This is a genomic window from Novosphingobium capsulatum NBRC 12533 (genome assembly GCF_001598375.1).
GTDB classification, from domain to species: Bacteria; Pseudomonadota; Alphaproteobacteria; order Sphingomonadales; family Sphingomonadaceae; genus Novosphingobium; species Novosphingobium capsulatum.
In genome coordinates, this window is sequence record NZ_BCYV01000005.1 from 197,111 (window position 1) to 216,139 (window position 19,029).

Genomic DNA, 19,029 nt, shown 5'->3' on the forward strand with positions numbered 1-19,029 from the left:
GCCGTCAATCGACCGTTGCGCCACCGCGCCGCAGCGCCAGCTTGGGTACCTTGCGCCCCTTGGTAAGGGCCGCGCCGCGGCCCGAAAGCGAAGGATTGGTCATGAAATAGCGGTGCACATTGAACGGTTTCTCGCCGGCATCGGATCGACACGAAACCCGCTGATAATCGCCATCGGCGTGCAAAGTCCAGCTTTGCTCGGTATCGATCAGGTTGGCCAGCATCACCTGGTCGAGGATCTGGTCGTGCACCGTGCGGTTGCGGATCGGCACCAGCACTTCCACCCGGCGATCCAGATTGCGGCTCATCCCGTCGGCTGAAGAGATGAACACCCGCGCGCGCCGGTTGGGCAGGGCGGCGCCATTGCCGAACGCCCAGATGCGGCTGTGCTCCAGAAAGCGGCCGATGATCGATTTCACCGTGATCCGTTCCGAAAGCCCGGGCACGCCGGGCCGCAGGCAGCAGATGCCGCGCACCACCAGCGAAATGTCCACGCCAGCCTGCGCTGCGGCATAGAGCCGCTCGATCAGGCGGCTGTCGGTCAGCGCGTTGAGCTTGGCCCAGATCGCGGCGCGCTTGCCGGCGCGGGCAAAGGCGATCTCGCGCTCGATGCAATCATACAGCGTGCGGCGCAGGCCGATCGGCGAGATGGAAAGAAACTCGGTGTTCTTGGGCTCGACATAGCCGGTGATGAAATTGAACAGCTGCCCGGCATCGCGCCCCGCCTTGGGATCGGCGGTAAAGAACGACAGGTCGGTATAGATGCGCGCGGTCACCGGGTGATAGTTGCCGGTACCAAAGTGGCAATAAGTGCGATAGCCATCGCCCTCGCGCCGCACCACCATCGAAACCTTGGCGTGGGTCTTCCAGTCGACGAAGCCATAGATCACCTGGACCCCGGCGCGCTCCAACTGGCTCGCCCAGTGCAGGTTCTGTTCCTCGTCGAACCGCGCCTTGAGTTCGACCACGGCCGTGACCGACTTGCCCGCCTCGGCCGCCGCGATCAGCGCGGCAATCACCGCCGATTGCTTGCCGGCACGATAGAGCGTCTGCTTGATCGCCACTACATCGGGGTCTTCGGCGGCCTGGCGCAGGAAATCGACCACCACGTCGAAACTTTCGAACGGGTGGTGGATCACAAGATCCTTTTCGCGGATCGCGGCAAAGCAATCGCCGTCGTGTTCCAGCACGCGTTCGGGATAGCGCGGGTTGTAGGGTTCGAATTTCAGTTCCGGGCGCGGCATGTCGACGATCTGCGACAGGCCGTTCATCGCCAGCAAGCCGCGCGATTTCACCACCAGCGCATAGTCCAGGCGCAGCTTGTCGCGCAGCAATTGTTCGGCCGTGGGGTCGAAATCATCCTGCAATTGCAGCATGATCACCTTGCCGCGCCGCCGCCGCTGGATCGCCGTGCGGAAATAGCGCACCAGGTCTTCGGCGTCTTCCTCGATCTCCATGTCGCTGTCGCGCAGCACGCGGAACGTGCCCGAACCCTGGATGCGAAAGCCGGGAAACACCGTGGCGGCGTTGCGGCGCACCAGTTCCTCGATGCTGATCCAGCCGCCATCGTCGGGCAGCTTGACAAAGCGCGGCAGCGCCGGCGGCACCAGGATCATCTCGGTGACCGGGTCATTATCGGCCACCCGCACCATCGAAAACAGGATGCCCGTGCCCTGGTTGGCGATGAACGGGAACGGGTGCGCCGGATCGATCGCCTGGGGGGTAAGCACCGGCATGACATGCTCGGTGAAATAGCGTGCCAGCCAATCGGCCTGGTGGCGGGGCAGGGGCTTGTCGCCCACCAGATGGATGCCGGCGTCGGCCAGCAGGTCTGACAGTTCGCCCAGCACCACGCGCTGCGCGCTGACCAGGTCTTCCACGGCGCCGTGGATCTGCTGCAACTGCTGAACCGGGCTGAACCCGTCGATCGAAACCTCGTCGATCCCGCGCCGCACCTGGCCGGCGATCCCGGCCACGCGCACCATCATGAATTCATCCAGGTTGCTGCCCGAGATCGACAGGAAGCGCAGCCGCTCCAGCAAGGGATAGTTGGTGTTCTGCGCCTCGGCCAGAACGCGGCGGTTGAACATCAGCCAGCTCAACTCGCGGTTGAAATAGCGCATCGGCGGTGGACCCTCGGTCAACGCGGATAGGGCCTGCATCGGCAGCACGCCACCCGGCGCTGCGCTGGTTTCTGCCACGATTGCTGTCCTGCTTGGTGTTGTTGCGGTCCCGCGCGCCATCGTTCCGCTTTGCTACTCTTGTATGACAAGCACGATGTTAGAAACGGGCAGCGGCGCCTTGGCAAGTGCAAAGCGGCCCTGTCAGGAAACGTTACAAGCTGTGCTTTAATCTCTACTCGTTTTGTCGAGAATCATGCCCGCTTCGCCGCCCGCCTGCTCGTCAGCGGGCGTCGTTACGCTAGATTACGAGCATGGCCCCGGTGAGTCGCGTGTCCAGGCGCGCGCCCACGGCCGATCCGCAGCGGGCTGGCCGCGCATGCCCAAGCCCGCTGCGGACTCTGGTTGTTAATGAATATTATCAATTGCTTGGTCCGCGTTGGTGGGCCGGGCCTGCTGGTGTGCGGGTGAGGCGTAGCGCCGTTCATCGTGGCGAAAGTTTCGCTATCTGGCCTCCAACAACTCGTTTAATGTCTATCGCAAAAGTTGAGTATAAGAAGGTGGCAACAGGCACCTCGCCACGGCGGGGCCAAGACCCAAGCCTTTGCAAGAGAGAGCCGATGTCCATCACACCTGCCAATGCAGATCTGGCCGCCCGCGATCCGGAACAGGCCCGCCTGATCGAGCAATCGCTCGACAGCGTGCGCGAGGCCCTGGCCGGGCTGCGCTATGGCCATGTCGGCCTCACCGTTCACGAAGGCCGCGTCGTCCAGATCGACGTGACCGAGAAGCGCCGCTTCAACAATCACTGATCCGCCAGAATTTTCGATCACGCCAAGCAATCCATGGCGGCACCACGGCTCTGGGGAGGGCCGCCAGCCATGGCAAAAACCAACAACAGACCATGCCGCCACCCGCCACGGAACCCCTCCGCGCGCGTGGTCCGGCATGTCGAAAGGGACACTTCCATGATCGTTCGCGCTCATCTCGCCGCGTCGGTGGCTTCCGCCGGCCTTGCCCTCGCGCTCGCCGCCCCGGCCCATGCCGCCGATGCGCCTGCACCCGCAGACGCCGCCAGCAAATCTGTGCCAGCCGCTGCCCAGCCGCCCGTGGATGACAGCATCGTCGTCACCGCCCGCCGCCGCGCCGAAACCGTGCAGACCGTGCCTCTGGCCGTTACCGTGGTGGGCGGCGCCCACATCGATGCCGCAGGCGCGTTCAACGTCGGCCGCCTTACGCAGTTGACGCCCACGCTGCAGTTCTATTCGTCCAACCCGCGCAACACCTCGGTCAACATCCGCGGGCTGGGCGCGCCGCTGGGCCTGACCAACGACGGCATCGAACAGGGTGTGGGCGTCTACATCGATGACGTGTTCTATGCCCGTGCCGCGTCCTCCACGTTCGACTTCCTCGACGTGAGCCGCATCGAAGTGCTGCGCGGGCCGCAAGGCACGCTGTTTGGCAAGAACACCACCGCCGGCGCGCTCAACATCACCACCCGCGCTCCCACGTTCGAGCCCGAGGCCCGGCTGGAGGCGACCGCCGGCAACCTTGGTTTCGTCCAGCTCAAGGGCGCGGTGTCCGGCCCGCTTAGCGATACGCTGGCAGTGCGCCTGGCCGGCTCGTTTACCGAGCGTGATGGCACAATCTACAACGTCAAGCAGCGCCAGTGGATCAATTCGCAAGACAACAAGGGCGCGCGCCTGCAATTCCTGTGGCGCCCGTCGAGCACGGTCGAAGTGACGCTGGCGGGGGATTACAACAAGCAGAACCCCAATTGCTGCGCGCTGGTCTATGTGCGCACCGGCGCCACCCAGCGGCCGCTCAACCGCCAGTACGCCGCGCTCGCTGCCGCGCAGAACTATGCCGTGCCCAGCACCAATCCGTTCGATCGCGTGACCGACGAAGACGTGGCCCTGCGCGCCAAAAACGAGGTGGGCGGCGTGTCGCTGCGCGCCAAGATCCAGACCGGGCTAGGCACGATCACCTCGATCACGGCGTGGCGCTATTGGGATTGGGACCCGTCGAACGACCGCGATTACCTCGGCCTGCCGATCACCACCAAGTCCAACAATCCCTCGCACCAGGACCAATATACCCAAGAACTGCGCCTGACCGGCGAAACCGGCCGCTTCAACTACACCGTCGGTGCCTTCGGTTTCTATCAGAAGATCCACACCACCGGCATTCAGCAGCAGGGCCCGGCGGCGAGCAAGTTCCTGATCGCGCCGAGCAATGCGCTGTCCAACGATCCCAGCGTGCTCAACGGCCTGACTTCTGCCAACGACATCACGCTCAAGAACACCAGCGCGGCGATCTATGGCAAGTTTGGCTACAAGCTGACCGACACGCTGTCGATCCAGCCGGGTGTGCGCCTCAACTATGACAAGAAGGACGGTATCTACAATTCCACCGTCACCGATGGAAACGGCGCTCTTGTCACGTTTGCCACCAACAACACCGCGCGCCAAAAGGCCCAGCTGGCCGTGCTCGCGCCGCAGTATTTCGTCGCCAATTTCAGCGATTGGAACCTGTCGGGCGACGCGACGCTGGCCTGGGACCCCACCAGCGACGTGCATGTCTATGGCACTTATGCGCGCAGCTTCAAATCGGGCGGCATCAACCTTAACGGCGTGCCGGCCAACACCGATGGCACCCCGCTGCTGCAGTTTGCCACGATCAAGCCGGAACGCGTCAACCACTTTGAACTGGGCATCAAGACGCAGTTCTGGAACCGCAAGGGCACGTTCAATGTTGCGGCGTTCCGCACCGATATCAACGACTATCAGGCGCAGGTGACGAACTACACCGTGGGCGCGCTGCGCGGCTATCTCGCCAACGCCGAAAAGGTTCGCACCCAGGGCGTCGAAGTCGATTTCGCGGTGCGGCCGAGCGAGCGGATCAGCCTCTATTCCAACGCGGCCTACACCGATGCCAAGTATATCCGCTTCAAGAACGCGCCCTGCGCGCCCGAGCTTTCGGGCGGCACGCAGAATGTCGATGCCAACGGCAACCTGATCGGCACGCCGGCGGCGCCGGGCACGCCGGGGATCAGTCCGCTGTCGTGCGACATTTCCGGCCAGGTGCTGCCCGGCGTGTCGAAGTGGTCGTTCTCCTATGGCGGCGAAGTCAACCTGCCGGTCCAGGCGTTCGGCGGGGAAGGGCAGGTCTATCTCGGCGTCGATGGCAACTATCGCTCGCGCTTTTCGTCCAACCCCACCCCTTCGGCCTATACCTGGATTGAAGGTTACGCGCTCACCAACTTCCGCCTGGGCGTGCGCCGCGAGGGCCGCTTCGATATCTATGGTTGGCTGCGCAATGCCTTTGACACGCACTATTTCGAACAGCTCGCAGTCGGTTCGGGCAACACCGGCCTGATCGTGGGTCAGGTGGGCGATCCGCGCACCTATGGCCTGACCGTGCGCACGCAGTTCTAAGCGGCGCGCGGGGGAGCGGGCTTCGACAAGCTCAGCCCGAACGGAACCGGGAATTTTCTCAAGTTCCGTTCGCCCTGAGCCTGTCGAAGGGCCTATCCTGAAACCCCTAGCGATTGCCGTCGATGAAATCACCCAGCGGGCCCAGCACCGAACCTTCGCCGCGGTTGCTGCCCCCGCCGGGTATGGCAGCGGCGACGACGCGGCCGGCCAGGCGGGCAAAGGGCAGGGACTGGATCCACACTTTGCCCGGCCCGGTCAGGCGCGCAAAGAACAGGCCTTCGCCGCCAAACAGCACGCTGCGCACGCCGCCCGCGCGCACCAGGTCGAAATCGATCGACGGGGTATAGGCGGCCAGGCACCCGGTATCGACATGAAGCTGTTCGCCCGGGCCAAGCTCGCGTTCCACCAGGGTGCCGCCCATCTGGACAAACACCCAGCCATCGCCATCCAGCCGCTGCATGACAAAGCCTTCGCCGCCAAACAGGCCGGTCATGATCCGGCGCTGGAACGCGATGCCGATCGATACGCCGCGCGCGGCCGCCAGAAAGCTGTCCTTCTGGCAGATCAGCGTGCCGCCCAGGTCTGACAGCTTGAGCGGCAGGATCGTGCCCGGCACAGGCGCTGCAAACGCAACGCGTGCCTTGCCATGGCCGTGGTGGGTGAACACGGTGGTGAACAGGCTGGCCCCCGTGACCAGGCGCTTGCCCGCCCCCAGCAGCTTGCCCATCAAGCCGCCGCCATCGCCGTCGCTGCCATCGCCAAACACCGTGGTCATCTCGATCGCGGCATCCTTCCAGACAAACGCGCCAGCCTCGGCCACGGCGCTCTCGCCGGGATCGAGTTCGATCTCGACGAACTGCAGGTCATTGCCGCGAATGGCAAAGTCCACGTCGTCGGCGACGCCGGCGCGGCGGCTGTGGCTCCAGGGGCTGCTGCTCATGGGAAATGCGGTCTCCTGATGGCGCGGGGCAGGGCGCCCACGCGCGGTGACGCAGCGAACCATGACATGGCTGCAACGCACGCTCCAGCCTGGTTCGTCGTGATGACGATGGCGGTCGATCGGCGACATGCACCGGTTGGATCGCACCTGATCCGGCATGGATCGGCTGGGCATATCAAAAGCCACAACCGCCTGTTATAGACAGCGCGGGTGGCCAAGAGGATGAGGAGATTTTCGCGGCATGAATGACACGTTTTCGCGGGGGCTGTCGCCAAAGCGCTATGCCCTGAGTGCGATCATCCTCCACTGGTCGATCGCGGCGTTGCTGCTGTTTCAGGTGTCGCTCGGCTGGCGGCTGGAAGACCTGCCCAAGGGCACGGCCAGCTTTGCCGGCTACCAGTTTCACAAGTCAGTCGGCTTCCTGATCCTGGCGCTCAGCCTCGCGCGCCTGGGCGTGCGTCTGGTGGCGCGGCGCCCGGCACCGGCCGAAGGCGCGCCGGCGGTAAAGCTGCTGGTCAAGGTCGTGCACGTCCTGCTCTATGCAGTGATGATCGTGGGCCCGCTGTCGGGCTGGATCATGGTGTCCACTTCCAAGATTCGCATGCAGACCATGGTGTTCGGTAAGCTGCCGATGCCCAATCTGCCGGTGGGCCATGCCTGGCACGAGCCGGCCGAAACCATTCACGGCGCGCTTGGCCTGGTGACGCTGGGCCTGTTCGCGCTGCACGTCGCTGGCGCGCTGCGCCATCACTTCATGGGCGATGATCTGCTGGGCCGGATGATCCCGGCCAATACCCGCCGCGGCCTGACCATCGGCGTGATCGTCGCGCTGATCGGTTCGGCAGGGGCCATGGCGCTTGCCAAGGTCTGGCCGTTTGGTGGCCCGGCGGTGGCGCCGGTTGCAGCCGCGTCGGCTGATCCCGATGGCGATGAGTCAGAAGCGGCCACCGATATGGCCAGCGATGCCGCAGTTCAGGCGCCGGCCAGCGCGGCGGCGCCCGTGGCCGATGCATCCGCCGGCGCTGAGGCTGCTGCCAAGGCGGTTGCCTGGCAACTCGCGCCCGGTGGCAAGCTTGGCTTCCACGCCACCTATTCGGGTGACGCGATCAACGGCAGCTTTGGCCGCTGGGACGCCAAGATCGTGTTCTCGCCCGATGATCTTGCCCATTCCACGCTGCGCGCCACGATCGATCTGGCTTCGGTCGGCACCGGCGATGCGCAGCGCGACGACATGCTCAAGGGCGACAATTTCTTCCGCGCCGCCGCACATCCCCAGGCGATCTATACTGCATCGCGTTTCCGCGCGCAGTCGCCCGGGCACTATGTCGCCGAAGGTACGCTGTCGCTGGCCGGCAAGATCCGCCCGGTGCCACTGGCCTTTGTGCTGACGATCGATGGCGATCGGGCGACCGCGCACGGCACCGCCACGTTGTCACGCACGGCGTTTGGCGTCGGCACCGGTGAATGGGGTGGCACCGATACGCTGCTCGATGGCGTGACGGTCGATTTCGCGCTCAAGGCCAAGCGCCAGTCCTGATCCGCGTTCCCGCCCGCGCCTGGCCGATACCGGGCGAGGGCGGGCGAGGGCGGGATGCGATCGGTCAGCGTGGCGGCGCGCCGGGCGATCCTTGCTGGCGCACCCCGGCAAAGAAGAAGCTGACATAGCGATCGGCCCAGCGCATGTGCTGCGCGCGATCATGCCCGCCTTCGGAACTGGCCATCTTGTAGTGGCCTAACAGGCCTTCGAGCCAGAACCGTGCGGCGTTCTCGCAATCGTCGATGACGATCTCGCCCCGCTGCTGCGCCATTTCGAACAGGCTGCGAATCTTGTCGACCGCGTTGCGATAGACCATCGCGCGATAGCCGCCCTGCGGGCTGCCGGCTTCGGTATCGAGCCAGTCGATCAGCCGTTCCATCAGCTTGCCATCGGGGGAATGGAGCAGTTCCAGCGTTTCCACGGCGCGCAGGCTAAACGTTTCTGCGAGTGAACGGTCGCTTTGCAGCGCGGCGATGGCATCGCGGCGCTTGGCCACGGCGTGATGCACCAGCGCTTCCAGCAGTTCGCGCTTGCCGGCAAAGCGGGAATAGATCGTGGCCTTGCCGATATGGGCATGGCGCGCAACGCGATCGAACGTGAAGGTATCCAGCCCGCTGTCCAGCAAAACCTCCCAACTGGCGTCGAGAATCTTGCCGTAAAGCTGTTCTGCCTCTGCCACCGAGGGGCGCCCCCGCCGCGGCGCGGCGGGCGATGCCATGCCGTCGGTGGCCGGCGCGTCAGTGGCGGGCGGTTGATCCGTGCTGGAATGCGGCGGCAGAGTCATCGGCCGCACTCCCGTTGCCCGAGGCCGTCGCCGCATCGATCTGCGCGACGAAGGTGTACGACGCCGAAAATTCCGCTGCCGTTCCGGGCAAGGCCGATGCACTGTCGCGTGCCGCAATCTGTCCCGGCCGCTTTACGCATTCGCGATGTGCGGGGCAGGTCATTTCCAGCCCTTCCTGATAGGCCAGCCAGACGCGGCGGCCGATATCCGAAAACCAATCCATCCTTCCCAACCCTCTGTCCGAGTGGCTCACGCCTTTGCGGCGTCTTGTGAAGGAAAATTGACACAGATTCGGGCGTTCGCAAAGCGCTATAAACGGAACGGATCTGGCTCATTTCAGCGGTCCTGGGCCGGTGCCTGCCACCCCAGGCCAAGCGCCTTTTCCACGGCGATGAAATCGGTGGTCAGCTCTGCAGCGGCCGCTGCAGTGGCTTGGGCTGCCTGCACCTGCTGGCGTTGCGCGCTCAAGGCGTCGCTGCGGGCCACGGTGCCGGCATCGGCCCGCTGTTGCTGCAGGGCTTGCGCCCGCGCGGCTTGCGCCTGGCTATCCAGCGCCTTGCCATAGACCTGGCGCTGGCTGCCAAAGCGGGTGAGGGAGCCTTCGGCATCCTGCAGCGCGGTCAGCACGGTGTTGCGATAATTGGCTTCCTGCTCGGCATAGGCCTGGCGCTTGCTGGCCACCTGTGCCTTGTTGCGCCCACCGTCGAACAGGCTCCAGCGGATCTGCGGCAGGGCCAGGCCGATGATCTTGGACGGATCGACCACATCGCCGATGCTGGTGCCACCCAAGCCCAGCAGGCCCATGAAGCTGATCTTGGGCAGGCCAGCTGCGATCTGTGCGCCGATGTCGGCATTGGCGGCGGCCAGCTGGCGCTCGGCCATGCGGATATCGGGGCGATTACGCAGCAGGCTGGCGGGATCGCCCACGGCCACGCTGGCCGGCGGCAACGGCAGCGGCGCCGGCGTGGTCAGCGTGGCATCGAGCGCGCCGGGTTCCTGCCCGGTCAGCACGGCCAGCTGATCGATCAGCACGGTGATATCGGCCCGCGTCTTGGCGCGGTCCCCCTCGGTTTGCGAAGCCTGGCCACGGGCCTGGGCCAGCGGCTGCTCGGGCGCGGTGCCGCCTTGCAGCCGTTGCTGCGCCAGGTTGACCAGCTGGGCATCGATCGCCGCCTGCTGATCGAGCAGGGCCAGCACCGCCTGCTTGGCGCGCAGCGACACATAGGCGCGGGCGATTTCGGCCGACAGCGTCACGCGGGCATCATCCGCGCCGGCCTCGGCCGCTTCGGCACGGGCGCCAGCAGCGGTGATCTTGCTGCGGGTGCCGCCGAACAGATCCAGTTCCCAGCTCGAGTCAAAGCCCACGTTGTAGATCGTGGTGTCGGTGCGGCCGGTATCGTTGCCACCCAGGATGTTGGAGGGCACGTTGATATAGGGCACCGCGCCCGAAACATTGAGCGTGGGGATCAGCGCGGTCTTGTTGGCGGCAAGGCCGGCGCGCGCCTGGGCGATGCGGGCATTGGCCGCCGCGATATTGGGCGAATTGGCCAGGCCCTTGTCGATCAGGCTGCCCAGCACCGGGTCATTGAGTGCATCCCACCAACGCGCGGAGGGCGCCGTGGCGGTGGTGGTGGCAGCGTCGCCCCGCAGGAACGCGCTGCGAGCCGCGGCGCCCGGCGCAGCATCGGGCGCGCCGGCATACTTGGGGCCAACCGTGGTGCACCCGGCAAGGGCGGCGGACGCGAGCAGGGCGATGGCCAGGGGGCGGAAAGCCATGGGGCGTGAAGAATGTTGCATCAGTGCATCGCCATGTTGTGGTGGCCCTTGGGCAGGGGCCGGAGAAGGAAAACGAGCGGCAGGACGACAGCAATGCCGACCATCAGCGCGATGAACTCATCGGTGTAGGCCATGACCAGCGCCTGCTTGAGCACCATGCCGTCGATCGATTGCAGCGCGGCAGAAAGGCCGTCGGGCCCGCCACCAAACGAGGCAGCCTGGCTCGATACCCAATCCTGCACGCTGGGGCTGTTGGCCGGCAGGGTTTCGTGGATTGACCAGCGGTGGAATTCCTCGCGCCGTTCCTGCAGGGTGGCCAGCAGGGCCAGCGCGATCGAGCCACCGAGGTTGCGCGCCGCGTTGAACAGGCCCGATGCGTCACCGGCTTCGTCGGGCTTGACGCTGGCAATGGCTGCCTGGTTGAGGAACAGCATCGACAGGGCCTGGCCCAATCCGCGCATCAGCTGCGACACGACAAAGTCGGACCCATCGGAGTTGACTGTCAGCGTGGTATCGAGCCAGCACGACCCGGCCATGATCAGCATCCCGGTCAAGACCACGTAGCGCAGGTCGAACCGCTTCACGAGCAGAGGGAACAGCGGCATCATCATCGCGGCAGGAATGCCCGACAGGAACACGATCTGCCCTGATTGATAGGCATTGTAGCCAGCGATCGCGGCCAGGAACTGCGGGATGACATAGGCCGTGCCATAGAGCACCGAACCGATCAGCAGACCCAGCACGAAGACCGCGGCAAAAGCGCGGTTGCGCAACAGTGCGAGCTTGATCACTGGCCGTTTGGCAAAGAGCTGCCCGATCGAGATGAGGATGAACCCAACGATGGTCACCCCGGTCAGTTGCCAGATCAGCGTGGATTGAAACCACTGTTCGCGGTTGCCTTCCTCCAGCACCACGGTCAATCCGCCCAGGCCCAGTGCCAGGCCAAGAATGCCCAGCCAATCGGCGTTGAGCAACTCATCAAGGCGCATCTTGGTGTTGGACAGGCCAACCGTGAGGAACACCATCAGGATGATGCAGATCGGAATGTTGATGAAGAAGGCATAGTGCCACGAGAAATTCTCGGTCAGCCAGCCGCCGGCCAGTGGGCCCATGACCGGCCCCAGGATCAGCGTGGAACCGAACAGCGCGGTGCCTACCGGTTGCTGGTGGCGCGGCAGGCGCGTGGCGATGATGGTCATCCCGGTGGGAATCATTGCCCCGCCGGTGAAACCCTGGCCGACGCGTCCCACGATCATCATGGTCAGCGTGGTGGACAGGCCGCACACGATGGAAAAGCCGGTGAACAGCACCGAGGCGATCAGCAGGAACCGCTTGAGCCCGAACACGCGTTCCAGCCAGGCGGTGAGCGGGATGATGATGATCTCGGCCACCAGATAGCTGGTGGCGATCCACGTGCCTTCGGTGGAAGACGCGCCGATTTCGCCCTGGATGGTTGGTAGGGCCGAATTGACGATCGAGATGTCGAGCGTGGCCATCAGCGCGCCGATGGCCCCGGCCACCACGGCCAGCCAGGCGGTCAGATCGGCATTGCCAGAGCTGGAACCAGCCGCTGGCTTTGCCGCGCCACCCCCGTTGCCGGCCTCGGCCGGAAGGGTTGCGGCGGCCATTACTTGGCTCCCTGGTCCTGCTCGGCGCGGATCGCCTTGATGGCGCCCTTGGCGGCGCGGGTATCAACCTTGACCGTCAGCGACAGGCCAGGGACCAGCACCTTGCGCGATTCCTCGCCCGCGTTGATGCGGATGCGCACGGGCACGCGCTGGACGATCTTGGTGAAGTTGCCGGTCGCGTTCTGCGGCGGGATCAGCGAGAAGTTCGCCCCCGTGCCCGGCGTGATCGAATCCACCACGCCGTGGAAATCGACGTCAGGCAGCGCGTCGACATGCATCGTCACCGGCTGGCCGGGGCGCATCAGGCCGATCTGGGTTTCCTTGAAATTGGCTTCCACATAGATCGCCTGGGTCGGCACGATGGTCAGCAGGCGCTGGCCGGGCTGCACGAATTGGCCAAGGCGCACGGCCGAGGAGCCGACCTTGCCGGCGATCGGCGCGACGATGCGCGTGGTGCCGACATCGTTGCGAGCGGCCTGGCGGCTGGCTTCGGCAGAGGCGATCTGCGCGCTGGCCTGCTGCACCTGGGCCTTGGTCGTGGCGATCTTGCTGGCGGCGGCCTGGACCATGGCCTGCTTGGCGCGCACATCGGCCGCGGCCTTGTCGCGCGCGCTGGTCAGCTGGTCGAGCTGGGTACGCGGTTCGGCACCACTGGCGGCGAGCGGGGCATAGCGCGCCACTTCGCTGCTGTAGTACGCCAGGTCGCGCTGCGAAGCGGCGAGGGCGGCCTTGGCCTGGTTGAGGCTGGCCTGCGCTTCGGCGATGCCGGCAGAGGTCGCCTGTTCGGCGGCGCGGGCCACGCTGACCTGGGCATCGGCCTGGTTCAGCTTGGCGCTGTAATCGGTTGGGTCGATCTGCACCAGGAAAGCGCCGGCAGGAACCTGCTGGTTATCTGCCACGCCAATCTGCCGCACATAGCCGGCCAGCTTGGAGCTGACGGTCACGCCATCGGCCTTCACATAGGCATCGTCGGTCGACTGGATGTACTGGCCATTGTTGCGATAATCGATGAAGGCATAGATGCCATAGACCAGGCCCACCGCCGCCACGCCCAGCGCGATGCGGCCGATCAGCTTCTTGCGGCCGCTGGTCGCGGGCGCGGTCTCTTCAGCAGGTTCGGTGGACGGGGTTGCGGCAGCGGTGTCGGGGGCGGGCATCGGAGGGCTTCCTGTCAGATCGGTAAAAATGGAACGAGACAGTTTAGTTCAATATTGGCGCAATTGGCGAGCGGTGCCTTGGGCTGCAAGTGAAAGTTTTCGAAGCGAGCTTGCGAAAATTGCAACCTGAAATGTCAACATATTGGCTTTGAAAGGTTTTTTAAGGCAATCCGTGTGCTGCCAGCGCCCAGGCGTGGGCTTTCAGGCGGGCGGGAACCAAGGCTTGCACGCGCTGCAATTCGCAGCTGCGCAATTGGTTCCCTGCGCCGGGGGTGTCCAAAGGGCATGTCGGGGCACGACGCATGGATGCGATCAGCGCTGGACGCGTCTTATCGAAAGGATCAATCAATCTGGGCGGAATTGATCATTGGCAATCGCCGGCGCCCATGCCTAATTGCTGCCCTGCAACGAGGGGCGTTGATGCGCTGTGGCGTGTCTTGCCCCTCTTGCCAGCATTCATTTCAGCCACGACCAACCACAAGGAAGTCGAACCCATGTCGATCGTCGGAACCAAGCTCAAGCCGTTCCAGGCCACTGCCTATCTCCAGGGCAAGTTCGTCGATGTCAGCGATGCTGACGTCCTGGGCAAGTGGGCCGTGTTCTTCTTCTACCCGGCCGACTTCACCTTCGTGTGCCCGACCGAGCTGGAAGACCTTGCCGACAAGTATGAAGAGCTCAAGAGCCTGGGCGTGGAAGTCTATTCGGTGTCGACCGACACCCACTTCAGCCACAAGGCCTGGCACGACAGCTCGCCGGCCATCGGCAAGATCAACTATTACATGCTGGGCGACCAGAACCACACCATCTCCAACAACTTCGGCATCCTGCGCGAAGGCGTTGGCCTGGCCGACCGCGGCACCTTCGTGGTCGATCCCGATGGCGTGATCCAGCTGGTGGAAATCACCCCCGAAGGCGTGGGCCGTAATGCCACCGAACTGCTGCGCAAGATCAAGGCTGCCAAGTACTGGCGCGAAAACCCCGGCCAGGTCTGCCCGGCCAAGTGGGAAGAAGGCGCCGAAACGCTTGCTCCCTCGATCGATCTCGTCGGCAAGATCTGATTCTTGCTGCCTGAACCGGGGCGGGCCAGCGCGCCCGCCCCGGACCCGGGCACCCCGGCCCCTTGCGCGCGCCCACGCGGCGCCGACGCCTTCATCGGCCGGGAAAGCCCCCAAATGTCTGCCCGCTCCGCCCATCCCAGGCGTGAGGCCGTCCATGGCCCCACGCGGCACGCACCCTCCTGCCTGAGAGAAACACGCCATGCCTATTCTTGACGCCCCCACCACTGCCCAGCTCAAGGGCTTGCTTGGCAACCTGCGCCGCCCGATCGAACTGGTCGCGAGCCTGGACGACAGCACCAAGTCTGCCGACACCCGCAGCCTGGTCGAAGAAATCGCCGCGCTGAGCGACAAGGTTTCGGTGCGGCTCGACGGGCAGGATGCCCGCCGCCCGAGCTTTGCCATTCGCGCGGATGAAGGGCGCGCGCAGGCGGTGTTTGCCGGCCTGCCGCTGGGCCACGAATTTACCTCGCTGATCCTGGCGCTGCTGCACGTGGGTGGTCACCCGCCCAAGGAAGATGCCGAACTGCTCGACGCGGTGCGCAACCTTGATGGGCCGCTGCATTTCGAGACGTTCTTCTCGCTCTCGTGCCAGAACTGCCCCGACGTGGTGCAGGCGCTCAACATCATGGCCGCGCTCAACCCCGATATCACCCACGTGGCGATCGATGGCGCGCTGTTCCAGGACGAGGTGGAGCGCCGCAAGGTGATGGCCGTGCCGACCGTCTACTTGAACGGCGAACAGTTCGGCCAGGGCCGCATGGATCTGGCGCAGATCGTGGCCAAGCTCGACACCGGATCGGTGGCCCGCGCGGCGGAAAAGATCGCCGCCAAGGATCCGTTCGACGTGCTGGTGGTCGGCGGTGGCCCGGCCGGCGCGGCAGCGGCGATCTACGCCGCGCGCAAGGGCATCCGCACCGGCGTGGTGGCCGAACGCTTTGGTGGCCAGGTGCTCGATACCATGGGCATCGAGAACTTCATTTCGGTGCCGCACACCGAAGGGCCCAAGCTGGTTGCCCAGCTGGAACAGCACGTGAAGGACTATGAAGTCGACGTCATGAACGTGCAGGCGGCGGTCAAGCTCAAGCCCGCCAATGGCGATGGATTGCACCACATCGAACTGGCCAGCGGCGCGAGCGTCAAGGCCAAGACCGTGATCCTGTCGACCGGGGCCCGCTGGCGCCAGATGGGCGTGCCCGGCGAAGAGGAATATCGCAACAAGGGCGTGGCTTATTGCCCGCACTGCGATGGGCCGCTGTTCAAGGGCAAGCGCACCGCCGTGATCGGCGGCGGCAATTCGGGCGTGGAAGCCGCGATCGACCTGGCTGGCCTTGTCCGCCATGTCACCCTGATCGAGTTCGACAGCCAGCTGCGCGCCGATGCCGTATTGCAGACCAAGCTGCGCAGCCTGCCCAACGTGACGATCATCACCTCGGCCATGACCACGCAAGTGCTGGGCGATGGCCACAAGGTGACGGCGCTGGTCTACAAGAACCGTGAGACCGGCGAGGAACACACCGTCGAACTGGAAGGTATCTTCGTGCAGATCGGCCTGGTGCCCAACACCGAATGGCTGGGCGGTAGCATCGCCATGACCAACCGTGGCGAGATCGAGGTGGACGCTCACAATGCCACCAGCCTCGACGGCGTGTTTGCTGCGGGTGACTGCACCACGGTGCCGTTCAAGCAGATCGTCATCGCCATGGGCGAGGGCGCCAAGGCCTCGCTGGCGGCGTTTGATTATCTGATCCGGCACTAAGGCCAGATAACATTCCCTCCCCCCGACCCCCTCCCGCCTGCGGGAGGGGGTGGGTAAAAGCCCCCTCTTCTTCAGAGGAGAGGGTTTGGGGGTGGTGGAAACCTGGCGCTAGGCATCGCACCACCCCCCGCCCCCCCTCCTCTGAAGAGGAGGGGGAGAATGTGGCCAAGCCCACCCCGCTTTCGACAACCTTTTCCCCCATTCCCCTTGCCGCCACGGCCCTGCGCGCTAAGAGCGAGGCGTGAGCGCAACCATCGTCATCGGCGCCGACGACCGGTCGGGCGCCTCCGTCCGCATCGATGTTGAGGAACTGCTGGCCACGCGCCTTCTGGTGCAGGGCAACAGCGGCTCGGGCAAGTCGCACCTGCTGCGCCGGATCCTGGAGCAGAGCGCCAGCGTGGTGCAGCAGGTGGTGATCGACCCGGAAGGCGATTTCGTCAGCCTGGCCGAACCGTTTGGCCATGTCGTGGTCGATGGATCGGCCTATGACGGCACCGAGATCGTCAAGCTGGCCGCACGCATCCGCCAGCATCGCGCTTCGGTTATCCTGGCGCTCGACGGGCTGGAGCTGGAAGCGCAGATGCGCTGCGCCGCCGTGTTCATGAACACCCTGTTCGATGCCCCGCGCGACCAGTGGTATCCCGCGCTGGTGGTGGTGGACGAAGCGCAGATGTTTGCGCCTGCCGCCGCCGGTGATGTGGCCGACGATGTGCGCCGCCTGTCGCTGGCGGCAATGACCAACCTGATGTGCCGTGGCCGCAAGCGCGGGCTGGCCGGGATCATCGCCACGCAGCGCCTGGCCAAACTGGCCAAGAACGTCGCGGCCGAAGCCTCCAACTTCCTGATGGGGCGCACCTTCCTGGACATCGATATGGCCCGCGCTGCCGATCTCCTCGGCATGGAGCGGCGCCAGGCCGAGCAGATCCGTGACTTGGAGCGCGGCCATTTCCTGGCGCTGGGCCCGGCGATCTGTCGCCGCCCGGTGGGGGTGAAGATCGCCGACGTGGAAACGCGCGCGCGCAACGTGGTGCATGGTCTGATGCCGATGCCCAATGCCGCGGGCGAGGAGATGGAGGCGCTGCTGATGGCAGAGCCGCTGATGTTCGATCCGCTGCCCACGCCGCCAGAGCCGGAAGAAACCGCGCCCGAAAGCGGCGAACTGCTGGAGCAGATAGAGAGCAGCGTGCCCGTCGCCGAGCAGGTGGAGCCGCCGGTCGAGCCCAGCCTGTTTGCCGCCGAGGAAACCGCTGCCGATATTGCCGCGATCCTGGCGGAAATGGCGGCCGAGCCGGATTGCACGTTCCAGCCTGCGGCGCAGCTCTATCAGGATTTCACCGTGCGCTGCCGCATGCAGCGGCTGGGCCAGGTGGGCATCGACCTGGCCGCGTTCCGCCGCCGCTTTGCCATGGCCGTGGCCGGCATCCCCGACGATCGCGAGCCGCGCTGGCAACCGGCGCTCAAGCTGGCCGAAGGCGTGGCGGATGATCTGCTTGCCCCGTTCCTGGTGCTGGCCGTGGCGGCCGTCGAAGGGTTGCCGTGCCCGGATGACGAGCGCATGGCCGAAATCTATGGCACGCGGAGCCCGGGGCGCATCCGCCGCCTGCTCGATCACCTCGAAAAGAGCGGGCTGATCGTGGTGCGCACCGATTATGGCGGGCGCCGCTCCATCGGTATTCCCGGTCTGGGCATGACGACGGCACCGGTCGAAGCCTGACCTTTGGTGGGCTTCGGCGCTGTTGCGCCGCAAAACATTTGCGCAAAAACGGTTCGTATGCCTAATGGACTTGATGCGGTAACATTCTGTGCCGCAGTGTGTCTTGAAAGGTTGCGCTTTGGCGTCCGAAGTTCTTACCCGTCAATCAGTTACGCCCGAACTGGCGCTGGATGGGCTGGATTCGGTCCTGGGCCTGCACATCGGCACAACGAACACACTGTTCGTCTCGCGGCTGGAACGCCAGCTTGAACCGCTCAGCGTCACGCCCAAGCAGGTGGCGATCCTGTGGCTGGTCAACGCCAATCCCGGCGTGAAGCAAACCGACCTTTCGCGCTTTTTCAAGATCGAGCGCCCGACCGTTCACCAGTTCGTGCGGCAGTTGATGCGCAACGGCTATCTCGTCAACGAGCCGTCGAAGCTCGATCGCCGCGCTGGTGGGCTGTGGGTCACCGAAAGCGGCTTGATCACCCTGGCCGAGGCGCGGCGCGTGATCGTGGCGCATGAAGACGAATTGACCGCATGCCTGACCGTGCGCGAGCGGTCCGAACTGTTCCGCATCCTGATGAAAGTCTATCTTTCCGCCCCTTCCAAGGAAGGGTGACCGCCGGGACGCCGGCGGCTTGTGCGCCACGGCCCGTTCAGCACCTTGTCAGCCAGCGTGTGACATGGTCTGAAATCACGCGGGCCGGAATGTGGCCCGCCCGGGAGACCGTGATGAAGCTTGCTCGTTTTTCTGTTGTGGCGCTGGGCGCCTTGGGGCTGGCAATCGGGGTTGCCGGAACGGTGGCACCGGCTGCGGCGGCCGAAGGCGGTGATCCCGCGCATGGCCGTACCGTGGCGGCGCGCTGCCTGGCGTGCCACGATCTCAACACCGGGGCGACGCGGCTTGGCCCCTCGCTCAAGGGCGTGATCGGGCGGAAGGCTGGCTCGCTGCCGGGCTATGCCTATTCCGATGCGATGAAGAGCAGCGGCGTGACGTGGACGCCCGATACGCTCAACACCTATCTCAAGAGCCCGACCACCTATGTGAAGGGCACCAAGATGGCCTTTGCCGGTCTGCCCGATGCCAAAGACCGCGCAGACGTGATCGCCTATCTGCAACAGGCGACCAAGTAACACCGGT

Annotated in this window: 15 protein-coding genes; 8 read left to right on the top strand and 7 right to left on the bottom strand. The window is 65.1% G+C overall.

The annotated features are described in order from the left end of the window. Nucleotides 1-4: 4 nt before the first annotated feature. Nucleotides 5-2,161: an RNA degradosome polyphosphate kinase gene (locus tag SCA01S_RS02645; RefSeq protein WP_174544780.1), complete on the bottom strand. Its 2,157-nt coding sequence runs from the start codon at nucleotides 2,159-2,161 to the stop codon at nucleotides 5-7. Between the two features lie 578 nt (nucleotides 2,162-2,739). On the opposite strand from SCA01S_RS02645, the gene SCA01S_RS02650 reads away from it, so the two are divergent. Both SCA01S_RS02650 and SCA01S_RS02655 read left to right on the top strand, forming a co-directional pair. After that, nucleotides 2,740-2,931, top strand: a complete 192-nt coding sequence (locus SCA01S_RS02650; RefSeq protein ID WP_062782575.1) for a YezD family protein — start codon at nucleotides 2,740-2,742, stop codon at nucleotides 2,929-2,931. Between the two features lie 156 nt (nucleotides 2,932-3,087). Next, the gene (locus SCA01S_RS02655) at nucleotides 3,088-5,556 is read left to right on the top strand and encodes a TonB-dependent receptor (protein ID WP_062782578.1); all 2,469 of its coding nucleotides are present in this window, start codon (nucleotides 3,088-3,090) and stop codon (nucleotides 5,554-5,556) included. Between the two features lie 106 nt (nucleotides 5,557-5,662). On the opposite strand, the gene SCA01S_RS02660 is transcribed toward SCA01S_RS02655, so the two are convergent. Further along, the gene (locus SCA01S_RS02660; protein ID WP_062782581.1) at nucleotides 5,663-6,496 is read right to left on the bottom strand and encodes an AIM24 family protein; all 834 of its coding nucleotides are present in this window, start codon (nucleotides 6,494-6,496) and stop codon (nucleotides 5,663-5,665) included. A 241-nt stretch (nucleotides 6,497-6,737) separates the two neighbouring features. Between SCA01S_RS02660 and SCA01S_RS02665 the strand changes: the two genes are divergently transcribed. Next, a complete protein-coding gene (locus SCA01S_RS02665; RefSeq protein ID WP_062782584.1) occupies nucleotides 6,738-8,033 on the top strand; it encodes a cytochrome b/b6 domain-containing protein in 1,296 nt (431 codons plus the stop codon). Nucleotides 8,034-8,097: 64 nt separating this feature from the next. On the opposite strand, the gene SCA01S_RS02670 is transcribed toward SCA01S_RS02665, so the two are convergent. The 5 genes from SCA01S_RS02670 to SCA01S_RS02690 form a co-directional block, all read right to left on the bottom strand. Then, nucleotides 8,098-8,817, bottom strand: a complete 720-nt coding sequence (locus SCA01S_RS02670; RefSeq protein WP_233251100.1) for a TetR/AcrR family transcriptional regulator — start codon at nucleotides 8,815-8,817, stop codon at nucleotides 8,098-8,100. Continuing rightward, nucleotides 8,771-9,040, bottom strand: a complete 270-nt coding sequence (locus tag SCA01S_RS02675) for a hypothetical protein (RefSeq protein ID WP_062782587.1) — start codon at nucleotides 9,038-9,040, stop codon at nucleotides 8,771-8,773. Before SCA01S_RS02675 ends, SCA01S_RS02670 begins: the two co-directional genes overlap by 47 nt. 113 nt (nucleotides 9,041-9,153) lie before the next feature. Then, a complete protein-coding gene (locus tag SCA01S_RS02680; RefSeq protein ID WP_084390733.1) occupies nucleotides 9,154-10,593 on the bottom strand; it encodes an efflux transporter outer membrane subunit in 1,440 nt (479 codons plus the stop codon). Between the two features lie 20 nt (nucleotides 10,594-10,613). Beyond that, entirely contained in the window at nucleotides 10,614-12,221 is a 1,608-nt protein-coding gene (locus SCA01S_RS02685) for an MDR family MFS transporter (RefSeq protein WP_022677017.1), read from the bottom strand. Continuing rightward, nucleotides 12,221-13,378 carry an HlyD family secretion protein gene (locus SCA01S_RS02690; protein ID WP_084390734.1) on the bottom strand — a complete coding sequence of 386 codons (1,158 nt, stop codon included), beginning with the start codon at nucleotides 13,376-13,378 and terminating at the stop codon, nucleotides 12,221-12,223. The genes SCA01S_RS02685 and SCA01S_RS02690 overlap by 1 nt, the downstream gene beginning before the upstream one ends. A gap of 494 nt (nucleotides 13,379-13,872) precedes the next feature. Between SCA01S_RS02690 and ahpC the strand changes: the two genes are divergently transcribed. From ahpC to SCA01S_RS02715, 5 genes are all read left to right on the top strand, one after another. Then, nucleotides 13,873-14,436, top strand: coding sequence for an alkyl hydroperoxide reductase subunit C (ahpC, locus tag SCA01S_RS02695; RefSeq protein WP_062782590.1), 564 nt, complete (start codon nucleotides 13,873-13,875; stop codon nucleotides 14,434-14,436). Between the two features lie 205 nt (nucleotides 14,437-14,641). Continuing rightward, nucleotides 14,642-16,192, top strand: a complete 1,551-nt coding sequence (gene ahpF, locus SCA01S_RS02700; RefSeq protein WP_218016382.1) for an alkyl hydroperoxide reductase subunit F — start codon at nucleotides 14,642-14,644, stop codon at nucleotides 16,190-16,192. Nucleotides 16,193-16,433: 241 nt separating this feature from the next. Further along, nucleotides 16,434-17,906, top strand: a complete 1,473-nt coding sequence (locus SCA01S_RS02705) for a helicase HerA domain-containing protein (protein ID WP_062782595.1) — start codon at nucleotides 16,434-16,436, stop codon at nucleotides 17,904-17,906. Between the two features lie 118 nt (nucleotides 17,907-18,024). After that, on the top strand, nucleotides 18,025-18,507 hold the full coding sequence (locus SCA01S_RS02710) for a MarR family winged helix-turn-helix transcriptional regulator (RefSeq protein WP_022677022.1): 483 nt from the start codon (nucleotides 18,025-18,027) through the stop codon (nucleotides 18,505-18,507). Between the two features lie 113 nt (nucleotides 18,508-18,620). Further along, nucleotides 18,621-19,022 carry a c-type cytochrome gene (locus tag SCA01S_RS02715; RefSeq protein ID WP_062782598.1) on the top strand — a complete coding sequence of 134 codons (402 nt, stop codon included), beginning with the start codon at nucleotides 18,621-18,623 and terminating at the stop codon, nucleotides 19,020-19,022. Nucleotides 19,023-19,029 lie beyond the last annotated feature (7 nt).